Here is a 26,112-nt window from a genome sequence, read left to right on the forward strand (position 1 = left end):
ACTTCCTAATTATAAATAATTCTTCCATCCAATAAATTAATTATACGGGAACCATAGGCCGCATTTTTTTCGGAATGCGTTACCTGGATAATGGTAACCCCCTCCTCGTTTAAGGTCTTGAAAACCTCCATTATTTCTGTTCCTTGTTTTGAATTTAGATTTCCCGTAGGCTCGTCGGCCAAAATAAGTTTAGGGTTTGCAACAAGCGCCCTAGCAATACCAACCAATTGTTGTTGCCCTCCACTTAACTGCGACGGCAGCAAATCTTTTTTGCCTACCATATTGAACCGGTCCAACATATCGGCAACCAAGGCCTTTCGTTCCGATCGCGAATGTTTTTTATACAATAATGGGGTTTCGATATTTTCGTAAACCGTTAGTTCATCAATTAAATGATACGACTGGAACACAAAACCTATATATTCCTTATATAAATTGGCACGGTGTTTTTCTTTTAAGGTATGCACGGACTTATCTAGAAACGTATATTCGCCTTCATTAAAATCGTCGAGCATACCAATAACGTTGAGCAAGGTTGTTTTCCCCGAACCCGAAGGCCCCATAATGGAAATAAAATCGCCTTTGCTTACGGTTAAATCTATATCATTTAATAAGAAAACACGATTCCCTCCAGAGTTTACCCATTTAAACAAATCTTTTATTTGTAGTAGCATGTTAAATTTTTTATTCTGTTTTTAAACTTTTAATAGGGTTTGCGTTGGCGGCCTTTAACACTTGCATCCCTATGATAAAAATGGCAATGGCAATGGTAACTGCTCCTGATATAACAAACAATACCCAACTGAGGGTTATTCTATAGGCAAAATTTTGAAGCCAGCCCCATATAAAATAATAAGCAATTGGCACCGCAATAACCATAGATAATATGATAAGGACTAAAAACTCTTTTGAAAGCAACCGTAAAATAGTTGTTATAGAGGCTCCCAATACTTTCCGTATACTAATTTCCTTAGCCCTTTGATTAGTGGTATAGGTAACAAGACTTAAAAGCCCCAAACAGGAAATTAATATGGCAATAATGGTAAAATAGAAAACCATATCCTTAATCAACAATTCACTTTTATATTGCCCCTTATACATATCTGAAATAAAATTGTAATTGAATGTTTTACCAGGGTTAAACTTATCGTGAAGTGCTTTTAGAGAAGCTATGGCCTGTGTGGTTTTATTGGCTTCAACACGCACCAACAATTTAGAAGTCATTGGTAGATCGTACCGAATAATAAAAGGTTCTATTGGCACGTGCAACGAATTGATATGCACATTTTCTATCACCCCAATAATTTTACCTTCCCTATCCCAAAACCCTAATCGTTTGCCTATAGGGTCTTTCATTTGCATGACTTTTTGTGCCGCCGTATTAATAATGAAGTTGGCTGTATCGATAGCCATAGCCCTATTAAAGTTCCTGCCTTCCTTTAATCTTATGCCCGTAGTACTTAAAAAGTCGGGATCAGTACACATGATGGTAAAAGAGGTGATTTCATTAAAATCCTTTTCATCCCATTCTGGGTCTGACGTCGAATTACCAATATCTAAAATGTTTTGGTTTATTGGAGTAACCCCAAGTATTCCCGGTTTTTCCAAAAGCTCTTTTCTATATGCCTGATAATTGCCTGTAGGGTTTATGTCGCCCATACTCACTTCAACCAGGTTCTCTCTATCGAATCCAATATTCTTATTTTGTATATAACTAACTTGTTTATATACTGAAGTCGCTCCGATAATCATAACCATAGTAATGATAAATTGAAAGACCATAAGTGCCTTTCTAAAAAAAGCCTCATTCTTGTTGTGGACACCTCCCCCTGTTAACGAGCGTGTAGGTTTAAGTGCTGATAAATAAAACGCTGGGTAAATTCCAGAGGCCAATCCAAGTAAAACAATAAAGGCCACTAACATCATTATAAATTTAGGCGTGAAAAAAGCCAGGCCAATGTCTTTTCCTGTTAAGGCATTAAACTCTGGCAACAGCACGGAAACGATACCCATCGCCATTATAAACCCGAAACCTGTAATTAAAACCGATTCTATTAAAAACTGAACCCTTAGGTTAGCTTTTAAAGCACCCAAGGTTTTTCTAACACCAGTTTCTTTAGATCGTTTTGCTGCTCGAGCTGTAGACAAATTCATAAAATTGATACTGGCTAGCAACAAAATCAGGATAGCTGCTACAGATAGGATGCGCACATATTCAATCCGTCCGCCAGCCACTTTACCACCTTCAAAATTAGAATAGAGATAGGTCTCTGAAAACGGTTGAAGAAAAAGTTCTTCTGTAGTTGCTTCATCGGGGCGGTTATCTATAATGGCATTTTTAATACGGTTATTAGCTTCTTCAACAGAGATACCATCTACCAGCTGAACGTACATTTGGTTCTGAAAATTTCCCCAATGGTTTAACCATGGGTTCTTATTCAACTTTTCGGCAAAAGGTATAATAAAGTCGAACTGTAATGTTGAATGTACAGGTAAGTTTTTAAAAACACCTACCACTTCATAGGAGTCTTCATTGTCTGTAGTTATAAATTCTCCAATAATGTTTTTGGCATTCCAATTTTCACCAAAATAATAACTTGCAAAACGCTCTGAAACAACTATAGTTTTGGTCTTATTATAAAGTTCCTCATGACCTCCCCTAACAAAAGGAAATTGAAAAATATCGAAAATTTCAGGCGAAGCATAATTGCCATTTTGTTGTAAAAATCCGTTTTCTATTTTAAAATTGGTTGGTGGCTCCCAGGATAATAGAGCCACTTTATCTACTACCGGATATTTTTCTTCCAGAACAGCTTTTAGTGGTTGTGGTGTTGTAGCCCACGTTTTGATATCGCCACCAGTTATAGGGTGGTTGGTCATTACATAGCATACGCTGTCCCCATTTTTAACAAAATCGTTATACTGTAGTTCATCTTGCACCCATAAGTAGATAAGAATACTACAGGTTATACCAAGGGCCATTCCCATTATGTTAGTCAAGGTAGTGCGCTTTTCCTTTTTGAAAAGCCTAAATGCTATTTTAAAATAATTTCGAATCATAATTATTCTCCTTTTAAAACTCCTATTGGTTTTCTACTTAAAGACCTGTAGAGATTAATCCCAATAACAATTGATGTAATTATTACAATTAAAAATATTGTTGTTGTAAAATGCCAAACACCTATACTTACCCTATATGGGAAATCGGCTAGCCAATCTCCCATAAAATATATAGCTACAGGTATAGAGACACAACTCGCCCCTATTAAAACAACTAAAAACTCTTTTGATAAGATCCAAAGGATAACAAATTTGTCTGCTCCAAATACTTTTCGAATAGCAATGTCTCTCATTTTCATAAAAGCTATGAATGATGACATACCTAAAATCCCAATACAGGCAAGAAAAATAGCTATAACCGAAAATAGTGTAAATACACTTTGGTTTCTATCTTCTTCAACATATTGCTTCTGGAATTTATCTTTTAAAATATAATACTCAAAAAGGTCTCCAGGAAAAAACGTATCATAGGTATGCTTTGCCTCCTCTAGAACCTTGTTTATTGGCAAACCACCATTTGATTTTAGGGAAAAAAATCTTGGAGAACCATACCAATATCCTGTATTGGGAATTAAAACCATTCCTCCTATTTCTGTTTTTAATGAGTTATGGTGGTAGTCATCAATAACACCTATAACATGAAACACCCTATCCCCAAAAATCTCCAATCTTAATCCTATATCAATAGCATCATTAGGATTATCAATCCCCAGTATTTTTAATGATTTTTTTGATAGAATGGCAGCACTTTCATCAGCCACCCTATTTTCATCAAAATTTCGACCTGCCAATAATTTTAAATCATAAGCAGGGATATAATTAGCATCAACACCATTAACTATATGAACCTGTTGTGTATCTGAATCTTCCGTGCTTTTCCATACAGCCAATCCCCAACTGCCAATTGAAGGTAAACCAAAACTTGCCGAGACATATTCAGCCTTTGTAGACTTCTGCAATTCCTTTGTGAAGCTATTAAGACGTGATTCGTAAACCTGTTTTTCGACAAAGTTTGGCTTTTTTATAACAATTACATTATTGATATCAACTCCCAAATCCTGATTTTTCATAAAATCATTTTGGTGCATCATAATAACTGTGCAAGCAATCAAAATAATTGAAATTGTAAACTGGACACCAACCAAAACCTTTCTAACAGTATTGCTTCCTGTAGTGCTAATTGTCTTTGACTTTAGTATATCTGTTGGTTTAAACGAGGCTAATACAAAGGCAGGATATAACCCTGAAGCCATAATACCAAATACAACCAATGGTAACAAATAACTCCAAAAACTAGGTTGCATTAATATTTCAATGCTATAATCTAAACCTAAAAGACTGCTAAAAGGCGTTATCACTAAAAAAAGTATACCAATTGACAGTAAAGCGGCCATGCAGTTTATTAAACCTGCCTCAAATAGAAATTGCTTGGAAATTTGACTTCTGTAAGCTCCAATGAATTTTCGAACCGCCACTTCTTTAGCACGCTCTGTAGAACTGGCTGTTGATAAATTAATATAATTAACCCATGATATTACCAATATTAATATCGCAATAATTTTGAGTAGGTTTAAAGTTCTTGCTCTTGAATCTCGCCCCAAAGCTTCCTTTCTAAAATCGGATTTTAAATGGATATCCTGAATGGGTTGAAAATCGAAAGTCCATGTAACATCTGCTTCTATAGGATTGGTTTTATATTTTTTTATAAATTCTGGAAATTGCTTTTTTACATTTTCTAGGTCTCTAGTATTGGAAACGGATACTATTGTTGGATACGACCACCACATCCAATGATGTTCAAACCAGCCCTGCCCTGAATAAATGGAGTTGTAGGAACACAAAAAGTCAAAATTAAAGCTTGTATTTAATGGAAGATCTTTTGCTATTCCTGTTATGTTGAATTTTACGCTTCCAAACTCATTGGATACTTCCAGCTCTTTTCCAATAACATTTAGTTTTCCGAAATATTTTAAAGCACTGGATTTTGTTAACACCATTGAATTTGGACTTTCTAAAACATTACTTGGATTCCCTACTATTAAAGGAAAAGAAAACATTTTAAAAAAATCAGCATCAGCATAAAATATTTTTCCTTCTTCTGCAGTAATGCGTTCATTTTTTACAATACCACCACCATAAGAAAATCGAGACATGTGTTTAATCCCTAAAATTTCATCTTTAATTTTATATCCTAGCGCTGGCATTACTGCGGGTGAAACAGATATCAATTCTTGTCCTTTATATCTTTCAAAAATTATTCTATATAATTGATTCTTGTTCTCTTGAAAGTCGTCGTAATTCTCCTCATATTTCGTATACGCCATTAAAAGCAGAAAACAAGACATGCCAATACTTAACCCTAAAATATTGATTAAAGTAAATGGAAGTCTTTTTTTTAAATTTCGTAAGGATATTTTAAGAAAATTTAAAACCATTGAGTCTTATTAAGGTATTAATAATTGAGTTATTGATTAATCTTAAGATGCTATCAAACCAAACTTACTTCGGTTACTTTTTGCCCATCGAGCATTCTTACAATTCGATGACTGTATTTGGCATCATGCTCGCTATGCGTTACCATAATGATGGTAGCGCCTTGATCGTTTAACTCGGTTAAGAGTTCCATTACCTCATCACCGTTACTACTATCGAGGTTTCCGGTAGGCTCATCGGCTAAAATTAATTTGGGATTATTCACTACGGCCCTAGCAACCGCAACCCGCTGTTGTTGTCCGCCAGACAATTGCTGTGGAAAGTGATTGCGACGGTGCATGATCTGCATTTTTTCCAAGACCTCGTGCACGCGTTTCTTCCTATCGGCCTTTTTCATACCAATATAAATAAGTGGCAATTCTACATTCTCGAAAACGGTCAACTGATCGATCAAATTAAAACTTTGAAACACAAACCCAATATTATGCTTTCGCAGGTTGGCTCTTTTACGCTCATTATAATGCGTTACATCTTCACCATTAAATATAAAACTGCCCCCATCTAAATCGTCTAACAAACCAATGATGTTAAGAAGGGTAGATTTACCACACCCCGAAGGCCCCATCACAGCTATAAACTCTCCTTTATTAACCTCGAACGAAAATTGGTTTAACGCAATGGTCTTGATTTCTTCGGTACTATAGTATTTTTCTAGATCTGTTACTTTTATCATTATTTTATATTTATTTATTTGTCATTGCGAGGAACGAAGCAATCTGTTTCCATTTTACAGATTACATCCCCCGAATACTCGGGATCGTAATGACGATTATTTTAATATTAATTCTTCCTTATCTCCAAAATTATCGTAACTGGATGTTACAACTTTATCACCAACATTTAAACCTTCCAACACCTCATAGTATGCTGTGTTTTGGCTTCCCAGTTGAATGATTGTTCTATAAGCTGTTTTTCCATCATCGCTTAACTTAAAAATCCAGTTACCTCCGGTTTGCTGGAAAAACCCTCCCTTAGGAACCATAACAGCCTGTTTCTCTTCGCTTAATGCCAATCGGATCTGTAGCGATTGCCCACGTCTAATGCCTTCGGGCACGTCGCTCTCAAACTGCATATCTACCTGAAACCTTCCAGAAGTCACTTGTGTAAATACCTTCTTAATAACTAGCTTGTATGCTTCTCCATTAAATGTAAAAGTACCTACCTGTCCTGTATATATTCTAGAGATATAGTGTTCATCGACATCCACCCGCACTTTATAGCCACTTAATACATCTAATTGCCCTAAACGATCTCCTTTATTTTTGGATTGTCCAATTTCGGCATCCAAAGAGGTTAATTGCCCATCGGCAGGCGCACGTACAATGAGGTCGCCCACTTTTTTCCGCATCAATTCCAAGGCGCTTTGGGTACGTGTCAACAAACTTCTAGACTGTATGGCTTCCTGTCTAACCGAAATAGAATCTTGTTGCAAGACCTCCCTTGCCAATTCCATACGCTGTTTTTGGTAGACATAATTATTTTTGGCCTCCTTAAACTCTTGACTCCCTATAGCTTTTGCTTCAAATAACTTTTTACTAAGCGTGTATTTTCTTTCGGCCTCTACTAGGGCATTTTCTACATCGGTCATTCGGTTCAATTTATTAATGGTATTTTGCCGTGCCGCATTTTGTGATATCTGCATTTGGGTGAGGAGATTATATACCGAAGTTTCCTGATTTACCAAACTCAATTCCAAATCGGTGTTGGAAAGCCTTAATATAGGATCATTCTGTTTCATAATGGCACCGTCTTCAACAAATAACTCCTCTACGATACCACCTTCCAAAGCATCCAAATAATAAGTGGTAATGGGCAGCACATTACCAGTCACAGAAATGTTTTCCTGAAAAATTCCAGATTCAACCTCACTAATGGAAATACGCTCCATCTCAACATTCAACCGAGATTTTCCACTGGTAGCAACCACCACAAAAGCGATAAGCAAAACCAAAAGGGTTGCCCCTATAATCATGGTGATCTTTGACTTGCTAAATCTTTTTTTCTCTAAAGGGACATCCATTGCGCATTAATTTACCTTATAGATAGAGATAATTATGCCAACAAATCAACATTCTTAATATCAATACATTAAGTTTAATCATAAATATAAAAGTGTTCGGTTTTGATACACTTGGTGTTCGAAATGAGACACTTTTTGCTCTTAAACATTTTCTACATTAAAATACTTCTAAGCACGACAATAAAATTGTAATATTGTGATTATGCTATTAAAAAATGCCTCTATATTAGTTGTCGATGATGATAAGGATGTACTCACAGCTATGCGGATTCTTCTTAAATCCCAGGTAAAAGACATCGTTGTAGAACAATATCCCGACAATATTCTGCCCTTACTTAAGCAACAAACCTTCGATCTTGTTATTTTGGACATGAACTTTAACAGTGTGGTCAATACAGGTAATGAAGGTATTTATTGGCTCAATAAAATTAGAGGTGTTAATAAAGACGTTAATGTGATTTTAATAACGGCTTTTGGGGATATGGATTTAGCGATTAGATCCCTTAAGGAAGGTGCCTCCGATTTTTTAGTAAAGCCATGGCAAAACAATAAATTAATACAATCCATACGAGAGGTTCTTACTCCCAAAAAAAGTAAAAAAGACAAAAAATGGCTGCCACAAGTAGACGGTGTTAAACTTTTAGGCGAAAGCTATCCCATGGAACGCGTCTTATTTAAAGTTAAAAAAATAGCACCTACCGATGCCAATGTTTTAATTTTAGGTGAAAATGGAACGGGAAAAGACCTTATTGCCAGAGCCATTCATGATAATTCTTTACGAAAAGACAAGCCCTTTGTTAAGGTTGATGTTGGTGCCTTAACTACCTCTCTGTTTGAAAGCGAGTTATTTGGTTACAAAAAAGGAGCTTTTACTGATGCCCGTACCGATAGAACAGGTCGATTTGAAGCCGCTAATGGTGGCACTTTATTTTTAGATGAAATAAGCAATATAAGCCTACAACAGCAAGCCCGTTTGTTAACAGCTTTGCAAAATAGATTGATTACTCCATTAGGGTCTAATACCGAAATCCCTATTGATATTCGGCTTATCTGTGCCACCAATGCCCCCTTAGAACATCTGGCAGACGAATCAAAATTCAGGAAAGATTTAATTTATCGTATCAATACTGTTGAAGTTGATATTCCTCCCCTTAGGGATAGAGGCAAAGATATTATGGTATTGGCAAAACATTTTATTGAACTATACAGTGAAAAATATTTTAAGCCCAACCTAACAGCTAACGAAAACTTTTTTAATAAGCTAAAAACCTATGCCTTCCCAGGTAACGTTAGAGAACTTCAATATGCTTTGGAGAGAGCCGTTATTATGACCGAAAGTGATACGCTAATCGAAAGTGATCTGGTATTTTCTCCTATTGAAAAATACTCAAAAAGAACAGAAACCGACAATCTAAAATTAGAAACGGTAGAAAAAAACACCATTCTAAAAGTTATCGAAAAACATAACGGCAATATTTCAAAATCTGCTAAAGAATTGGGTATAACGCGATCTGCACTTTATAGAAGACTCGATAAACATGGCTTATAAAAAACACAAATGGGGTCTCATTTTTCGAGTGGTTATCCTATTGATATGGCTTATAGCATTGGCATTTGCCATAAACAAGCTACTTCTTACAGCTACCAACACAGCCCTTACCATTATAGTATTATTCCCCATTATTGTCCTGATAGTTTTTAGTATTAGAAATCTATTAAAATATATCACCAAGCGGTTTTACGAAATGGATGATTTTTTTGAATCTACCAAATACAAAGACTTTTCCAGATGGTACCCAGAAAAAAGTGGTCCAGAAGACATTAGACAACTCCACAAAGGATTTAACAGTGTAAACAAAACCATTATTTCCTTAAATAAAGAAAAAGAAGAACAGCATTTATACCTAAAAAAAATATTGGAACTTATTGATACGGGTATTATTGCCTTTAATATGGAATCTGGAACCGTTTTATGGGTTAATGAGGCCTTTAAAAACACTTTAAATTTACCTTCTTTCAAATCGGTTCATTTTGTTGAGAAAAGGCATCCCAAGCTATATAAAGATATTTTCCAAACCAATTATAGCGAACACACGCATATTAGTATCTCTGTCAATAATGAAAAAATCGAAGTGCTTATTTCGAACACAGTATTTTATGTAAAGGACGATAAATTTAAATTGATTGTGCTCCAGAATATTGATGAAACACTAACTCGTACAGAATCGGAGGCCTGGAAAAAACTTTTAAGCGTCATGACTCATGAAATTATGAATTCCATTGCACCTATTTCTTCTTTGGCAGACACACTCCAATCCAAGATACAATTAGCCTTAAAGGATACTTCAAAAGAGGAGTTAAATATAAATGACCTTGACGCTGGTATTGAAAGCATAAAAAGCAGAAGTGAAGGCCTTTTAAGATTTGCAAAAACCTACAGAAGCCTCAATAAAGTGACTACCTTAAACAAAAATAATGTTATAGTTGATTATTTGTTTGAAAACATAAAAACATTGATGCAATCGTCTTTGGAAAGTAAAAATATTGAACTCCACTTTAAAAATGACATGCCCGATCTACAAATAGAAATGGATAGGTACTTAATTGAGCAAGTTATTATTAACCTTATTCTTAATGCCGTTGAAGCTTGTAAAAACAATCACAACCCTAAAATTGTGGTAGCTGCCGAAAAAAGCATTGGCGCTCGTGGCATTATAAAAGTTATCGATAATGGCAAAGGCATCCCCGAGGATATTTTAGACAACATTTTCATCCCTTTTTTCAGTACCAAAAAGAATGGAAGCGGTATTGGTTTAAGCCTTTCTAAAGAAATTATGTTGTTACACCACGGCAAGATTCAAATTAAAAGCAAAGAGAATCAAGGTACAAGCGTTCAATTGGTCTTTTAATTTACAAATCTGCAAACCCTAAAATCATTAAAACACTTTCGGCAAGAAGTTTGCTGTTGCAATAAAAAGGCAAACATCATGAAAAACTACTATGCCATTTCAATTCCCAACCCTTGCCATGAAGACTGGAATACCATGACGCCAAAAGAAAAAGGCAAATTTTGCGATTCCTGTGCTAAAACGGTTATTGACTTCACAAAAATGAGTACTTACGAAATTCAGGATTTTATAAGTGAAAACCAAAGTCAGCGCATATGTGGTCATTTCAAACAAACCCAACTGGATAGTATTAACTTATTTATCCCAAAAGAAGTAATAGAAGAACAAAAAAGTTTCCACAAAGCATTCTTGCTCATATTACTAATAGTTATGGGAACTACCTTTTTTAATTGCACAAACAATAATGGAAAACAAAAAAAGATTGATAGTATTGAAATTATAGACAGCATTAACAACAACTGTGTTGATGTTACCTTAGGACTCCCTGCTATAGATAAAGTCGATTCGATTTCTTCATCTAATTACCCTAAAAAGGAAATTGAATCCCCTACAAAAGAACAAAAAAACATAGACGAACCTATTATTACTGGTGATATAGTTGAAGTTTTAGGATTGACTATACCTACAATAGATTTGAACAATCCTATTCCATTTGCCTTAGTTGAACAAGTTCCTCAATTCAAAAACACACCCAAAGGCTTAAATGCTGAAGAAAAACGAAAATACTTTACGAATCAAATAGCCAAAATCGTTTCTAAAAACTTCATGGTTACACAAGGGGCATTAGGCTTCGCTGGAAAGCAAAAAATATACACACAATTTAAGATTAATGAAAGGGGGAATGTTGTAGACATTAAAGTTCGTGCACCCCATCCAAAATTTGAATCTGAAGCAGTACGCGTCCTAAAACTTTTGCCCCAGTTCATTCCAGCTATACAAGGAAATAAGCCAATAACTGTAATTTATAGTTTGCCCATCGTTTTTCAAGCAGAAGAACAATAAATTCTCGTACTTTTGCGTCGTGAAAAGCAAACTTTTACATACTATAAATTCGCCAGAGGAGTTACGTCTTTTAGACCAAAATGAGTTAGCTCAATTGGCTCAGGAACTGCGCCATTTTATCATTAATATTGTTGCTACAAAAGAAGGTCATTTAGGGGCAAGTTTGGGTGTAGTAGAACTAACCATTGCACTTCATTATGTGTTTAACACCCCAGACGATTTACTCATTTGGGATGTTGGGCACCAAGCCTACGGGCATAAAATTTTAACTGGAAGACGGGACCAATTCCATACCAACCGCCAATGGGGAGGAATAAGTGGATTCCCAAAACGCGATGAAAGTGAGTATGATGCCTTTGGTGTTGGGCATTCCTCGACATCCATATCGGCAGCATTGGGCATGGCCATAGCCTCTCAATTAAAAGGTGAAGACAAACACCACATTGCTGTAATTGGCGATGCCAGTATCGCTAGCGGTATGGCCTTTGAAGGCTTAAACCATGCTGGGGTTACAGAGGCCAACCTTCTGGTTATTTTAAACGACAATGCTATTGGCATTGACCCCAGTGTTGGGGCTTTAAAGCAGTATTTAACCAACGTTAAAAAGGGCACACAAAAACAGGACAATATTTTTGAGGCTTTAAATTTTAATTACTCTGGCCCTATAGATGGTCATGATTTAGAGGCTATAATTTCAGAACTACAACGCTTAAAAACCGTAAAAGGGCCTAAGTTCCTGCATATAATTACCACCAAGGGTAAAGGCCTAAAACAGGCCGAAAGAGACCAAGTTAAATACCATGCCCCTGGAAAGTTCGATGCCATTACAGGGGAACTTATTGCCAAATCCAGCTCTAACCAGCAACCACCTAAATATCAAGATGTTTTTGGCCATACCATCGTTGAACTGGCCCAAAATAATAAGAACATTGTAGGCATAACCCCAGCCATGCCTACGGGAAGTTCTTTAAAGTATATGATGGATAAAATCCCAGACCGAGCTTTCGACGTGGGTATTGCCGAACAACATGCTGTGACTTTAGCTGCTGGGATGGCTACACAAGGCCTTATACCATTTTGCAACATCTATTCTACATTTTTGCAACGTGCTTACGACCAAGTTATCCATGATGTGGCCTTACAAAAGCTACCCGTTATATTTTGCCTGGATAGGGCTGGTTTGGTTGGTGAAGATGGGGCTACTCACCACGGCGTTTTCGATTTGGCCTATTTAAGGTGCATTCCAAACCTTATTGTATTTGCCCCAAGAAACGAGGTGGAATTACGTAACATGATGTATACTGCGCAATTAGGGTTGAACACTCCTATAGCTATTCGGTACCCTAGAGGTAGAGGTGTTACCATTGATTGGATACAGCCTTTTTCTAAAATTGAAATTGGTAAAGGCGTTACTTTAAAAAAGGGTATTAAGATTGCGGTATTAAGCCTTGGAAGCATCGCTAAAAATGTTACAGAAGCCATTAAAAATATGGACATTTCACATTACGATATGCGCTTTGCGAAACCTTTAGATGAAGTTTTGTTACATCACATTTTCAACACCTATGAAACCATAGTTACTATTGAAGACGGTACCATTAAAGGCGGTTTTGGTAGTGCCATTTTAGAATTTGCTTCAGAGCACAACTACACAAACCCTATAAAGCTCTTAGGGGTTCCTGATGAATTTATTGAGCAAGGTAGTGTTGATGAGTTACAGATTGCTATAGGTTTAGACACTATAAGCATAGCTAATTATCTTAACAGGATGCTTGACTAAACCGCTAAAATCCTGTAAACTTAACCGTCTGGCAGACCTATAAGAATTTTAGTCTTTGAAATGGTTCTCGATACATACCAACAGTAAACGTCGGCACACTCGAACTGACATTTTTGGAACTAGTTTAACCCAAAACACACAACAGGATTGATTACTCTTAATTAACAATAATTTTTTTGGTGGCCTTTAAATTCCCCGAAGTCAATTCTACCAAATACAATCCACTTGATACTTGAATATCTACTTTATGAATTTGTTCTTTAAAATCTATTTTTGAATGATATACTTGCCTACCATTAATATCAAAAATATATACGAATCCTTTTCCTAAACTTCCATCTGAAGCTATATTAAAACTTCCATTAGATACTGTTGGATAAATTTTTATGGCCTTACTCAACGTTGTATCTTCTATAGACAATGTACTTGGAGCAGCAGTAAATTGGCCTGTAAACATCCCCCTTCCATAAGTTGAAGCCAACACAGTATTATCTGCAGTTCTTAAATCAAAACTAGTGACTTTCACATCTTTCATCCCGTTTTGTGCTTGATACCAATTAGGATTCGCATCACTAAAATTAGGAGTGGCCCAAACACCTAAATCGGTACCCAATATAACTTCATTGGCATTTAATGGATTTGGCATTATGGCCTTAACGGGCAAATCGGGCAAATCGCCTTCTTTATTTTGCCAAGTTGTACCACCATCTGAAGAATAGAACACATTAGTAACACCATAATTATGAAACGAAACATAAATATCATTTTCGGTTGCTCCCAATTCCACACACGAAATGCTTCCATAAAAATCGATTCCTGTAATTTCTGACCACCCTTGATTGGAGTTGTTTGTTGGGTCTGTAAGCTTGAACAACTTACCATTATCGGTTCCTACGAACAAGACACCAGATGACGACGATTTAAAAGCAGACGGCGCACCATTCATTGCTGCATCACTTAAAGTACTTGGCGGTGGCGCAGAACCTACCCCTAATTTATACCTGTTAATTTGGTAGGTTGTCGTTCCTATTGGAGTACCATTGGTATAAAGGTAATTTGCATCGCTATCTAAAGTTGCAGGATTAATAAAATCCCCAGTAGTTTGGTCGGAATCTATAGTATATTGAAAGCTACCGTCGGCATAACTTCTCCTAACGTAGCTATTATAAACATAAGAAGCAATAACAAATTCATTATCCCTATCGACAAACACATAAGCTCCATCACCTCCATTAATAATATTAAATCCATTCAACCCACCAACACCATTCTCTTCATACAACGTGCCATTATCTTGCGACCCACCAAGAATTTTTACATTTCCTACTTCTTGTCCAATACCTCCTTTATAAAACTGTACGGTATTATAACTATTATTTCTAGCTTCAATTACGGCAGGCGATGAAGATAAGGTCGAGGCATAATACACCCCTCCATCATTTCCTAATACTGCCTTATCATTATCTGTTGGATGAAATACCAAAGCATGCTGATCGGCATGCACCAGTGGCTGATTAAGGGTTGCTAAATCATTATTATTGGACCACTTCGAAATTTGGCCCCATGTTGCTCCAGAATCTGAAGACCTAAATAAATCTATACCTCCAACATATAAAACAGCATCGTTAGAAGGGTCTACCTCAAGCATTAAATCATAGAAGGCTTGACCCCGTGTAAAGTCATTAGCTTCAATATCTGTATCTGCATCATCGGGCAACGTTAAATTGGTTTCATTTGCAAAAGCGTCTGTTGTTTTGGACATGTATAAAAATGGTGCTATAAGACTTCCATCATTTACATCAACAGTATTTACTTCCGCTAGCACATAAATGGTATTGGCATTACTTGATGAAACTGCTATTTGGGTACGGGAACCATTGGTTATCGTTTTTTTCAAAGTAAAGCTAGTGCCATTGCTTGATGATAAAATAGCCCCACCACCTGCACCATACAAATTATCTTTAGTAGCCACCCAAACAGAATTATCTGCACTAATTTCAATGTCATTAGGCTCATAGCCCCCAGAAACAGCAGGTAAATTTATTTTAGCCCAACTCGCACCATCATTACTGGATCTATAAAGCCCAAAATCTTCTACCCCAAATAAAGAAGCTGGATTAGCATCTGGATAAAACGCAGCCCCAGCAGCTACATATAATTCACTAGTACCACCATTGTCTCTTATTTTAATATCATTTATATGATGAATCCCCGGTGTTACAAAACTTGCCTGAACTGGTGATGCAACCGATTGAAGGGTTACATTAACCCCACCGCCCAAAAGACTAATCAAATCCTGTCCTTCATCCCTGGAAATCATAACAGATGGAATAGTAATTGTGGCATCTTCACCTCCAAGTATAATGGGAGCACCCGCAACATTGTTAACAACAACTACAGCAATAGCTCCAGCATCTTGTGCCTGCTTTACTTTAACCGTAAAATTACAGCTTCCCCGTTCTACAACTGCTACTTTCCCACTTATAGAGGCTCCATTTACCAATGCGTTACACCCTAATGTTGGATCTGCCGTACCATCATCTACCAAAGCAAGATCTCCAGTAACTATTGTTAACGCAGGTCCAAAAACAGCTGTAGTAACCACAAATTCATTGGGGGACATTGCAGGCGAATTAACTGTAAGCTTAGCACTGGTTTCAAAAGTAGTTTCACCCGTAACACCCCCAAATACTCTTGCCCAATTGACTCCACCATCAGTAGATTTCCAAACACCATTACCGTTAACATCTCCCTGAACATAAGATTCTCCTGTGCCAATATAAAAAGTCATGGTGTCATTAGGATCGTAAGTCATACAGGAAACGGCCAAATTTTGCGGAATATCAACTTCTGTCCAAGACGAGTTAGCATCGGTGATATCATCATTAACCCATAAACCACCGCTTACACCTCCTGCAAATACCCGAGTATGATTTGTATCATTAGGATCGAACATAACGGCCCGGGTTCTACCGCCTACATTATTAGGCCCTCTTTCTGTCCAATCATTATTTTTTTCCCCTGGTAATTTGCTCGCAATAGACTTGGAATTACTACTTCTTAATTCATCTTGAAGTTTGAATAATTTTTCCGGTTCTGGCTTGCCCGTGGCGGGATTCATAGTTAACTCCCATTCTCGTTCAAAATATTTATTTGGAGGAATACCTTTAGCTTTACGCTCTTCCTTTGAAAGTTTAAGCGTTTCTTTAAATGGACTGTTCTTTAAGAAATGCTCATGCTGCTTTCTTAATGCTACCATTTTATGAACCTGTTCTTGGGAACGATTTACAAAAAAGGTTATTGAAACAATCACGATGATAATTGCCGAAAGAAAAATTAGAATTTTTTTCATCTATTTAAAATTTCATTGTTCTTTATAGAAGATACTACACTTCGTCCATATTCAGTAATCATAACCATACTCAATACGGCATGTGACATGTATGTCAACAATCATTTTATTCAGATAGTTCTGGGGAGGTATTAACTTAACTATTATAACTTATTTAATAGGATTTAAAGACCTATCAATGCTTTAAATCAATCCCTTTTATTTTATTAAACAACAAGATAGCAAATCTATCAGACATATTCGAAACAAAACTACAAACGGACAATAATCTGGCATATAACGACCCTTTAATATCTTTAAAGTTTTCTGGTAAAAGGTGCAAGATTAGTTTGTCGTAATTGGAAGCCTTATTATCATGTGTGTTGTTTACCGCCGTAATAAACACCTCCAATAAATCGGATAAAACCCTATATCCAGCTATTTCCTTTTCAACAACTTCTTTGCTTTGGTATACATTTTCAATGCTAACCTTTATAATATCCTTTATTTGAGCGTCGTAGCTACTCTTATCAAGTAACGCACAATCAAAGGTTCCGTTTAAAATAGCATCCTCATACTTCATAAATATGTCTACAGCTTCATTAATAAGGGTTCCTATGGCCAAAGCTCGTAAATAGCCTATACGGTCTTTTTTAGTTGAAAGCGCATAATAATTTTCAGGTCTTATGGTATTCCTAATTATTTTCGATAGATATTCCAACGCAAATTCCTCTTGGATCAACCCTAAATTGATCCCGTCTTCGAAATCTATAATGGTGTAACAAATGTCATCAGCAGCTTCAACCAAATAGGCTAATGGGTGACGGGAAAAACTAATATCGGTTTGGCTTCTTTTTAATAGCCCTAATTCATTAATAACATCAATAAAAACGTCTTTTTCACTTTGAAAAAATCCATACTTTTTATCAGCAATATGGTTGGTTGGTTTTTTAGGCAACGACTCCTTAGGATATTTCATAAAAGCACCCAAAGTGGCGTAGCTTAAACGCAAACCGCCTTGACGCCCCGCCCTGCTTTCGGTTAGAATTTTAAATCCGTTAGCATTACCTTCAAAGTCACATAAATCTTGATATTCTTTAGGCGTTAACTCATTTTTAAACGACTGTCCTAAGCCATTTTTAAAAAATTCACCTATTGCTTTTTCGCCTGAATGCCCAAATGGCGGATTACCTATATCGTGTGCTAAAGCAGCTGCTGCAACGATAGCTCCAAAATCATTGGCCTGATAGCCATGGATGCTTTGCAAATGGGGATGTTTTTCCAATAGCCTTTGGCCTACCAAACGCCCCAAAGATCGCCCCACAACACTCACTTCCAAACTGTGCGTTAAACGAGTATGCACAAAATCGGTATTAGACAATGGAATAACCTGGGTTTTATCTTGTAGGCTTCTAAATTCCGATGAAAAAATAATACGGTCGTAATCCACTTCAAAGCCCAATCGGGTTTCATCTTGCTCTTTTCGAATACGTTTATTGGTGTCTCCAAAACGTTTTAAGGATAATAATTGCTCCCAGTTCATTGTATCAATTTAAGTGGCGACAAGATAGTTAAATTCAACCTAAGCTTAAAGGCTAAATTTGTTAACATTAAGGTAACATTTTAATGACACCGATTTAAAAATCGCTTAACACACGCATCATAATAATGCCCTTTATTTGCAAGTGATAAGTTTAAATCAAATGAAGAACCTTTTATTAATCGCCGTATGTTTTGTTTCAGCCATAACTTTTGCCCAAAACAAGGGAACTATAAGTGGTACTTTAATGGACGACGACGCCATTAACGAGCCTTTGGTTTTTGCGAAAGTTAAGGTAAAAGAAACTGGAGCTGAGGTCTTATCGGACGACAAAGGTTTTTTTAAACTTGAAAACTTAAGTGAAGGAACCTACACTTTGGTTTGCAGCTTTGTAGGTTACGACAGCAAAGCGATTAAGGCCAACATAGTTAATGGTAAAACAAGCAACGTTAGATTATCTTTATCTGCAAGCACTATTTCCCTTGACGATTTAGCTCTTACATTGGCTAGTGCTGATAACGACACAAGCACTTCAAACACATCTTCGGTTACGCAGTAAAATAAATCCTCCTCTTATTTATTAACCAGTATCTTTTTCATTTTTTCAGTAAAGGTTGCTAGCCTAAACTCTGTTCGCCCCTAAGTTCTCTTTTCCTTTTACACATTGAACTTTCCTTTATAAAATCTTAAATTCCAAAAGCAAAAATCCAATGTTAACTAATTGTAATCTATGCGTACTAGATCTGTTAACACGATAACATTGAGCTAACACTTTTATTACGGTTCTTTAATCTCCAGGTAACACTAGGTTTACACAACGGCAGTTTCTTTGCGCCATAATTGACATAAAAACTAATGAGACATTTTATACTACTATTGGCGCTTTTAATAGCTTCGTTTTCAAGCGCTCAAAACACCGGAACCATCGCCGGAAAATTAACAGACAAAGAATTTAACAACGAACCTTTAGCCTTTGCTAACGTTTTAATTAAAGGCACAACCAAAGGCACAACCTCAGATTTTGACGGTCTTTATGGTTTCGAAAATTTAGAACCAGGTAGCTATACCTTAGTATATAGCTTTGTAGGTTACGAAACCCGAGAAATAAACGTTGCTGTTGTTGCTGGAAAAGTATCGGAAGTTAACGTAACTATGGCTGCCAGCGCCGCTTCTTTAGATGAAGTGGTGATAACCACCACTACCAAAAGAGAAAGTGAAACGGCCTTGCTATTGGAACAAAAGAAGGCGGTTGGTTTTAAAACAGCAATCGGTTCAGACGAGCTTTCAAGAAAAGGTGTTGGAGATGTTGCTACTGCAGTTACTAAAGTAACAGGTATTTCTAAACAAGAAGGGTCTGGCAATATATTTGTACGTGGCTTAGGAGACCGTTATAATATTACAACTTTAAACGGATTGCCTCTCCCTTCAAACAATCCTTCCAATAAAAATATTGATTTAGATATTTTCTCAACAGACATTGTTGGGTCCATTGACATAGACAAGACCTATGACACTAAAAACTATGGTGATTTTGCAGGAGCAAACATCAATATAGCCTCAAAAAACTATACTGGTAAAGGTATGGCAGAAATACAATTGGAATCTGGCGTTAGCACAAATGCTATTTCCCAAAAAGATTTTTATTTAAACGATGGCCCTAATCAAACAGGTTTTTACTCAAAAACATATCCTGCTTTTCCTTTAAACAACTATAACTTTACAACAAGCTGGGACAGGGAAAAAGTTGGGACTCCAATAAATTCTGGGGCATCCTTAAAGTTGGGCGACTCTTACGTGATTAACGATGACACTAAAATTAATTTCTTTGGTGTTGCATCCTTTAACAATGACTACGACTATAAAGAAGGAATCTCAAGAGGAAGTGTAAATGTCTCTGGTGTACCAAGAAAAGATTACACTTTTTCTAGTTACTCTTATAATACCAACACAACCTTAATGGGTAATGCAGGTATAAAATTCAAGGATCATAAGTTAAAATACAACGGATTATATGTAAATACTTCCAGCCAAGATCAAGATGAATATTTTGGTACGGTTGATGCCTTTGATTATGCTCCTGAAGGTGGCGCCTTTTTACAAAGACAAACTTTTGAAAGAACCCAACTTGTTGTACATCAAATTTTAGGTGACCATGAAATTGGTGAAAGTTTTGAAATTAATTGGGGAGCTTCTTACAACTTTGTTAAGAATAACATTCCTAACAGAAGACAAAATATCTTAACCCCTAATAATTGGGATGATCCAGAAGGCCCAAAGTCGTTTTTACAGACCAATAACGCGTCAGATAACCATAGATTCTATCAGGATTTAGAAGAAGAAGAAATTGCTGCTAATTTTTCGGCTTCATATCATTTCAATAAAGATGAAGAAGACTCCTATAAAGGCAAAATAACTGTTGGTTATAGTGGAAGGTTTAAAAATGTAGATTTCGATGCTACCCAATTCAATTTCAGAATTAACAGAAAAGTATCTCAACCCTTAATATCTGATATCTATAACTTAGACAGCTATTTTAACCAAAACAACCTAAATGCTGGTTTATTTAGTATTGAAACCTTTAGGGGGAACGCTTCTATTACCAATGCACTAGACCCTCAAACTTTTGATGGCCCTCAAGATATCCATGCAGCCTTTCTTTCTTTAGAATATGCCTTAACTCCTAAACTTACAATGTTGGTAGGTGTAAGAGGAGAAAAAATAAGTCAGACGATAAATTGGAATACTTCCCTATCGGCTGGATCAAGCGTGCTTGACGAAACCGAAATTTTACCGTCCTTGTCATTAAAATACCAATTGAACGACAAACAAAACTTAAAACTTGCTGCTAGTAAGACATACACTTTGCCTCAATATATTGAAAGAGCCTTTTTTCAATTTGTAGGTGCTACTCAATCATTTATAGGTAACCCTAGCTTATACGCTTCTACCGATTACAATGCCGATTTAAAATGGGAAATTTTTCCTAAAAACGGAGAGTTGATATCTATTGGAGCCTTTGGTAAATACATTCAAGACCCCATAAACGAATCCATTATAAATTCAGCTTCAAATGATATTAGCTATGTGAATTCCGGTGATTGGGCCTTAGCCATTGGAGGAGAATTTGAAGCAAGAAAAAATATCTTTGAGAGTGATGACGAATTAAAAAACGACTTTTCTGTGGGCGTTAATGCTTCTTACATGTATACAAATCAGGAACTGGATAAAGACAAAGTTATCGAGGAAACCACAGCAGCAGGCTCCCCTATTAGTGTTGATTTTACAAACAAAGAAGATAAACTCTCTGGTGCCTCCGATTTATTATTAAATGCCGACCTTACCTATACTAAAGAATATAAAAACGATAAAAGTATACAAACCACTATAGCTTACAACTATTTTTCAGACAGGGTATTTGCTTTAGGCACTGAAGGCAAAGGTGATTTGATAGATAAAGGTATTGGTACTTTAGACTTTGTTTTTAAAAGCAAACTAAACAAAAACTTGGGTGTTAACCTATCAGCTAAAAACTTATTAAACCCCACAATAGAAAGACATCAGGAAGTTCAAAATGTATTGGTTTCTTCCTATAAAAGAGGTGTAAATTTAAAACTATCCCTTATTTACAGCTTTTAACCTTTAGTTAACCTTAGAGTAATGAAATCATAAATTTTAGAACATGATTAGTTTACACTAGAGTTATTTATTTGCTGAAAATTCAAAAAAACTAAAAAACAAAAAAATGAAATTTAAAACCCAATTATTAACACTAATATTTGCAATAACAAGTTCAGCTTTTATTGTATCATGTACATCAGACGATAGCCCTAGCTATACTGCCACTTGTGGTGACGGCATTCAAAATGGAGATGAAACAGGAGTTGATTGCGGAGGATCTGCTTGCGAACCTTGTGCTGCAAATAGCACATTAGAAGGTGATGTAACAGGAGATATAACTTTAGATGCTTCTATTGAATACCAATTAACTTCTGCTTATGTCGTAAGAGATGGAGCATCCTTGACCATTCCTGCTGGAACTGTCATTAAAGCAACAGGAGGTACAGCAGCTTATATAGCTGTTGCTCAAGGAGGGAAGATTTATGTGCAAGGAACTGCAGACAAGCCCGTTGTAATGACCTCTGGCGCCACCTCTCCCGCTGCAGGAAACTGGGGTGGGTTAGTTGTATGCGGTAAGGCACCAACCAATGTCGCTATTGGTGGGACAACAGCAACTTCAGAAGTTGCCGACTTAACTTATGGAGGAAGCATAGCAAATGACAACTCAGGTTCCATTAGATACTTAAGAATTGAATACACAGGAGCTACGTTTACGAATGACAAAGAATTTAACGGGTTATCTTTATTTGGTGTTGGATCGGGAACCACATTAGAGTATGTACAATCTTACGAAGGCGGGGATGACGGTATTGAGTTCTTTGGAGGAACTGTTAACGGACGATACCTAGTTTCAACAAGAAGTGGGGATGACTCTATTGATTTTGCTGATGGATGGAACGGTACTGGTGAATATTGGTATATCTCAGAAGGAGCAAAAGCTGGTATTGAAGGCTCAAACAATGGCGATAACGGTGACGCTGCTCCAGTAACCAATGCCACGCTTAAAAATATCACAGTAGTTGGTCCTGTTGGAGAAGGAGCCCTATATTACAAAGAAGGTGGAGGAAATTTCAATATTGACAATTTCTATATTGCTGGTGTTAATTTAGGCGTAAAAGTAAAAGATACCGATGCAGAAGCAGGTGTTAGAATTGAAGCTGATAACTTAGTTATGACTAATGTTCAATTTGCTGAAAATACGTCTGGGTTTACTTATACCGATTATACTGGAGCCAATCAAGATTTTATACAAGAAGGAATTGCAACAGGTGCCGGTAATGGTGCTGCCGCTCCAGATTGGGCCGCTGGATGGACCAAAGGCCTTGATAACAGTGGTGTAACCAGTGAAAACTTAGCTGGTATAGTTACAGGAAATGTGTCATTAAATGCTTCTATTGAATATAAATTAACTAGCTCCTTTGTAGTAAAAGATGGAGGTTCTTTAACCATTCCAGCAGGAACTGTAATTAAAGCCACAGGAGGAACAGCTTCATATATTGCCGTTGCTCAAGGAGGTAAAATATTTGTAGAAGGTACAGCAACTAATCCGGTTGTAATGACCTCTGGAGCTGCATCTCCTGCAGCTGCAGATTGGGGTGGCCTAGTTGTTTGTGGCAAAGCGCCAACAAATGTGACAGCACCAGCAACCTCTGAAGTTGCTGACCTAACATACGGAGGATCTATTTCAGACGACAATTCCGGTTCAATTAGATATTTAAGATTAGAGTATACAGGTGCTAACTTTACGCCAAACAAAGAATTTAACGGTCTATCATTATTTGGGGTAGGCTCTGGTACAACTGTTGAATATGTGCAATCCTACGAAGGTAGTGATGATGGTATCGAGTTCTTTGGAGGTACTGTAAATGGTAAATATTTAGTGTCTACCAACAGCCAGGATGACGGTATTGATTTTGCCGATGGTTGGGCTGGAACAGGAGAAAACTGGTATATTACTGGTGCCGCTAAAGCTGGTGTTGAAGGTTCTAACAACGGCGACAACGGTAATGCGACTCCTGTTACCAATGCCACTTTAAAGAACATAACAGTTATAGGCCCTGTTTCTGAAGGTGCGCTTTACTATAAAGAAGGCGGAGGAAAATTCAATATTGATAATTTCTATACATCTGGCATCAATTTAGGCATTAAAGTTAAAAGTACCGATGCTGAAGCAGCTGTAAGAATTGAAGCTGGAGATTTAGTAATCACCAACATAGAATTTGCAAATCAGGCCACAGGTTTTAACGCAACAGATTACGCTGGAGCGAACCAAAGTTTCTATACTACAGGAACTGCAACTGGAGCTGGAAATGGTGCTTCTGCACCAGATTGGGCAGCTGGTTGGACAAAAGGTCTATAAAGGATAACGGCTCATTAAAAAACAAAAAGCATCCGCCTTGGCGGATGCTTTTTGTTTTTTAACTTACTATACTGCTATAGCGAAGCTACATTATCAGTATAATTGACGATCTTTTTTTCCCCGTCAATCCAATAAATCCATTTGCCGACTTTTTTACCATTATCATAATTTGCCGAAACCGTTTTTTTGCCTTCTTTGTTAAAGCTTAACCACTCACCTTGTAATTTACCATCTAATGTGTAAAATCCTGTTTGACTTACAACACCATTGTCATGATAATAAACCACTTCAATTAAATTGGTATCCTTGTTAAGCTTTAATTCTCTCTTTTGCTTGTCTTGGGCAAAAGCTACCACTGTAATTAAGAAGGCAAACAATAAAAATAATTTCTTCATAATTATGGGTTTTACATTATATATCAAATATACAAACAACTTTACATTAAAGCAACATTATCTTAACGTTAAGTTAACATTGGACCCGTAACCAGCTGACTTTCTTCACTGTATTTTTTAAAATTTAACATTACAATATTAATGTTTACTTAATATTGGGGTTACATTTAACTTAACTTGAACATTGATATTTGTGCTTGTCTTAAGACAAAACAATTAGTATATCATATAATCTATTAGTTTTTGTCGACTACATTATTATGATGCCTAATGAGACTGCCTTTGGCCAAGGCAGTCTTTTTTTAATTAAACTCAACAATAACAATTAGGAAACATTTAGTTAACATTGGTTTTAGTTCTTTGCAGCGACAAAAACTAATACTTATATTATGAATACTAAATATACCTTAATAGGTATTTTAATACTTGCGGTTATCTCATTAAATGCGCAAGAGGTCCAATCTGGAAAATTCGGCAAAGGCTTATTCAACATCGTAGGAAAAGATAGTTCTTGGACTATGAAAGTTGGCTTAAGGGCACAACTGTTAGGCACCTCAACTTGGGGAGAAGGCGAAAGCAATGAAACCAGTTTTCTCGTTAGAAGATCAAGATTAAAATTTGATGGTTACGCCTATAGTCCTAAATTAAAATATAAAATTGAATTAGGGCTGTCCAACAGAGATCAATCTGGAGCTTCACTTTTTACCAGCAATGCGCCTAGATATATTTTGGATGCCGTTTTAATGTGGAACTTTTACGAAAATTTCGAAATTTGGTTCGGACAAACCAAATTACCAGGAAACAGGGAGCGTGTTATTTCTTCAGCAAACCTACAACAAGTCGATCGTTCTCTATTAAACAAACGTTTTACTATTGACCGCGATTTTGGTTTTCAGTTAAGACACCATTTTAATTTAACCGACAAATTTGTTGTAAAAGAAATATTTTCCTTAGCACAAGGTGAAGGCAGAAACATAACAACAGGCAACCTTGGAGGTTATCAATATACCGGTAGGATTGAACTTTTCCCTTTTGGCACTTTCGCCAGCAAAGGCGATTATAAAGGTGGTGATTTAAAACGTGAAAAACAACCTAAACTATCATTAGCAGCAAGTTACGACCATAATAACAATGCGGTAAAAACACGAAGTAACCAAGGCTCTTACATGGTTACGGATACTGGCTTTTTTGAAACCAATATCAATACGCTTTTTATCGATGCCATGCTTAAATACCAAGGTTTTTCACTTATGGCCGAATATGCCGATAGGGATGCTAAAGACCCATATGCCAAAAACTCTGATGGCTCTCCTTTATTAGATAGCAAAGGGAAACAAGTTGCTGTTCAGGTGGGCAAAGGTTTAAACCTTCAAGCTGGTTATTTATTCACCAACAATTGGGAAATATCTGCTAGATATACCAATATAGAACTAGATCAAACCATTACAGGCAAAAACCCTGAAAACCAATACACATTGGGCCTCTCCAAATACATAGTTGGACATAGCCTTAAAGTACAGACCGACATTAGCCATTTAGAAGTAGACGGCGGAAACAATGAACTAATGTATCGTTTACAGGTTGACATCCACTTTTAAAAAGATA

The 26,112-nt window shown here is 36.5% G+C and carries 16 protein-coding genes; 8 read left to right on the plus strand and 8 right to left on the minus strand.

Annotated elements, in window-relative coordinates:
• Positions 1-5: 5 nt before the first annotated feature.
• The 5 genes from MR062_RS04890 to MR062_RS04910 all read right to left on the minus strand — a co-directional run bounded on the left by MR062_RS04890 (position 6) and on the right by MR062_RS04910 (position 7,573).
• On the minus strand, positions 6-674 hold the full coding sequence (locus MR062_RS04890; RefSeq protein WP_242202968.1) for an ABC transporter ATP-binding protein: 669 nt from the start codon (positions 672-674) through the stop codon (positions 6-8).
• Positions 675-684: 10 nt separating this feature from the next.
• A complete protein-coding gene (locus MR062_RS04895) occupies positions 685-3,060 on the minus strand; it encodes an ABC transporter permease (protein WP_242202969.1) in 2,376 nt (791 codons plus the stop codon).
• Between the two features lie 2 nt (positions 3,061-3,062).
• Entirely contained in the window at positions 3,063-5,495 is a 2,433-nt protein-coding gene (locus MR062_RS04900) for an ABC transporter permease (protein WP_242202970.1), read from the minus strand.
• A gap of 53 nt (positions 5,496-5,548) precedes the next feature.
• Positions 5,549-6,226: an ABC transporter ATP-binding protein gene (locus MR062_RS04905; RefSeq protein WP_242202971.1), complete on the minus strand. Its 678-nt coding sequence runs from the start codon at positions 6,224-6,226 to the stop codon at positions 5,549-5,551.
• Between the two features lie 96 nt (positions 6,227-6,322).
• Complete coding sequence (locus MR062_RS04910) at positions 6,323-7,573, minus strand: efflux RND transporter periplasmic adaptor subunit (protein WP_242202972.1); 1,251 nt, start codon at positions 7,571-7,573, stop codon at positions 6,323-6,325.
• Positions 7,574-7,775: 202 nt separating this feature from the next.
• Between MR062_RS04910 and MR062_RS04915 the strand changes: the two genes are divergently transcribed.
• From MR062_RS04915 to dxs, 4 genes are all read left to right on the plus strand, one after another.
• Positions 7,776-9,122 carry a sigma-54-dependent transcriptional regulator gene (locus MR062_RS04915; protein WP_242202973.1) on the plus strand — a complete coding sequence of 449 codons (1,347 nt, stop codon included), beginning with the start codon at positions 7,776-7,778 and terminating at the stop codon, positions 9,120-9,122.
• On the plus strand, positions 9,112-10,482 hold the full coding sequence (locus MR062_RS04920) for a sensor histidine kinase (RefSeq protein ID WP_242202974.1): 1,371 nt from the start codon (positions 9,112-9,114) through the stop codon (positions 10,480-10,482). Before MR062_RS04915 ends, MR062_RS04920 begins: the two co-directional genes overlap by 11 nt.
• 78 nt (positions 10,483-10,560) lie before the next feature.
• The gene (locus MR062_RS04925; RefSeq protein WP_242202975.1) at positions 10,561-11,484 is read left to right on the plus strand and encodes an energy transducer TonB; all 924 of its coding nucleotides are present in this window, start codon (positions 10,561-10,563) and stop codon (positions 11,482-11,484) included.
• A 19-nt stretch (positions 11,485-11,503) separates the two neighbouring features.
• Positions 11,504-13,264, plus strand: a complete 1,761-nt coding sequence (dxs, locus tag MR062_RS04930) for a 1-deoxy-D-xylulose-5-phosphate synthase (protein ID WP_242202976.1) — start codon at positions 11,504-11,506, stop codon at positions 13,262-13,264.
• 157 nt (positions 13,265-13,421) lie between these two features.
• On the opposite strand, the gene MR062_RS04935 is transcribed toward dxs, so the two are convergent.
• Positions 13,422-16,616, minus strand: a complete 3,195-nt coding sequence (locus MR062_RS04935; protein WP_242202977.1) for a PA domain-containing protein — start codon at positions 16,614-16,616, stop codon at positions 13,422-13,424.
• 175 nt (positions 16,617-16,791) lie between these two features.
• A complete protein-coding gene (locus tag MR062_RS04940; RefSeq protein WP_242202978.1) occupies positions 16,792-18,138 on the minus strand; it encodes a deoxyguanosinetriphosphate triphosphohydrolase in 1,347 nt (448 codons plus the stop codon).
• Between the two features lie 160 nt (positions 18,139-18,298).
• Here MR062_RS04940 and MR062_RS04945 point away from each other — a divergent pair, with 160 nt between their 5' ends.
• The 3 genes from MR062_RS04945 (at position 18,299) to MR062_RS04955 (ending at position 24,112) form a co-directional block, all read left to right on the plus strand.
• Positions 18,299-18,694, plus strand: coding sequence for a carboxypeptidase-like regulatory domain-containing protein (locus MR062_RS04945; protein ID WP_242202979.1), 396 nt, complete (start codon positions 18,299-18,301; stop codon positions 18,692-18,694).
• A 296-nt stretch (positions 18,695-18,990) separates the two neighbouring features.
• Complete coding sequence (locus MR062_RS04950) at positions 18,991-21,771, plus strand: TonB-dependent receptor (RefSeq protein ID WP_242202980.1); 2,781 nt, start codon at positions 18,991-18,993, stop codon at positions 21,769-21,771.
• A 106-nt stretch (positions 21,772-21,877) separates the two neighbouring features.
• Positions 21,878-24,112, plus strand: coding sequence for a hypothetical protein (locus MR062_RS04955; protein ID WP_242202981.1), 2,235 nt, complete (start codon positions 21,878-21,880; stop codon positions 24,110-24,112).
• 74 nt (positions 24,113-24,186) lie between these two features.
• On the opposite strand, the gene MR062_RS04960 is transcribed toward MR062_RS04955, so the two are convergent.
• Positions 24,187-24,507, minus strand: coding sequence for a toxin-antitoxin system YwqK family antitoxin (locus MR062_RS04960; protein ID WP_242202982.1), 321 nt, complete (start codon positions 24,505-24,507; stop codon positions 24,187-24,189).
• Between the two features lie 389 nt (positions 24,508-24,896).
• Here MR062_RS04960 and MR062_RS04965 point away from each other — a divergent pair, with 389 nt between their 5' ends.
• Positions 24,897-26,105, plus strand: coding sequence for a porin (locus MR062_RS04965; RefSeq protein ID WP_242202983.1), 1,209 nt, complete (start codon positions 24,897-24,899; stop codon positions 26,103-26,105).
• Positions 26,106-26,112: the final 7 nt, after the last annotated feature.

The organism is Aestuariivivens insulae, from assembly GCF_022662195.1.
Taxonomy (GTDB): Bacteria; Bacteroidota; Bacteroidia; order Flavobacteriales; family Flavobacteriaceae; genus Aestuariivivens; species Aestuariivivens insulae.

What these genes read in the sequence shown, in the direction of transcription:
- MR062_RS04890 (WP_242202968.1), bottom strand. Translation starts at nt 674, where the DNA reads ATGCTACTACAAATAAAAGATTTGTTTAAATGGGTAAACTCTGGAGGG.
- MR062_RS04895 (WP_242202969.1), bottom strand. Translation starts at nt 3,060, where the DNA reads ATGATTCGAAATTATTTTAAAATAGCATTTAGGCTTTTCAAAAAGGAA.
- MR062_RS04900 (WP_242202970.1), bottom strand. Translation starts at nt 5,495, where the DNA reads ATGGTTTTAAATTTTCTTAAAATATCCTTACGAAATTTAAAAAAAAGA.
- MR062_RS04905 (WP_242202971.1), bottom strand. Translation starts at nt 6,226, where the DNA reads ATGATAAAAGTAACAGATCTAGAAAAATACTATAGTACCGAAGAAATC.
- MR062_RS04910 (WP_242202972.1), bottom strand. Translation starts at nt 7,573, where the DNA reads ATGGATGTCCCTTTAGAGAAAAAAAGATTTAGCAAGTCAAAGATCACC.
- MR062_RS04915 (WP_242202973.1), top strand. Translation starts at nt 7,776, where the DNA reads ATGCTATTAAAAAATGCCTCTATATTAGTTGTCGATGATGATAAGGAT.
- MR062_RS04920 (WP_242202974.1), top strand. Translation starts at nt 9,112, where the DNA reads ATGGCTTATAAAAAACACAAATGGGGTCTCATTTTTCGAGTGGTTATC.
- MR062_RS04925 (WP_242202975.1), top strand. Translation starts at nt 10,561, where the DNA reads ATGAAAAACTACTATGCCATTTCAATTCCCAACCCTTGCCATGAAGAC.
- MR062_RS04935 (WP_242202977.1), bottom strand. Translation starts at nt 16,616, where the DNA reads ATGAAAAAAATTCTAATTTTTCTTTCGGCAATTATCATCGTGATTGTT.
- MR062_RS04940 (WP_242202978.1), bottom strand. Translation starts at nt 18,138, where the DNA reads ATGAACTGGGAGCAATTATTATCCTTAAAACGTTTTGGAGACACCAAT.
- MR062_RS04945 (WP_242202979.1), top strand. Translation starts at nt 18,299, where the DNA reads ATGAAGAACCTTTTATTAATCGCCGTATGTTTTGTTTCAGCCATAACT.
- MR062_RS04950 (WP_242202980.1), top strand. Translation starts at nt 18,991, where the DNA reads ATGAGACATTTTATACTACTATTGGCGCTTTTAATAGCTTCGTTTTCA.
- MR062_RS04955 (WP_242202981.1), top strand. Translation starts at nt 21,878, where the DNA reads ATGAAATTTAAAACCCAATTATTAACACTAATATTTGCAATAACAAGT.
- MR062_RS04960 (WP_242202982.1), bottom strand. Translation starts at nt 24,507, where the DNA reads ATGAAGAAATTATTTTTATTGTTTGCCTTCTTAATTACAGTGGTAGCT.
- MR062_RS04965 (WP_242202983.1), top strand. Translation starts at nt 24,897, where the DNA reads ATGAATACTAAATATACCTTAATAGGTATTTTAATACTTGCGGTTATC.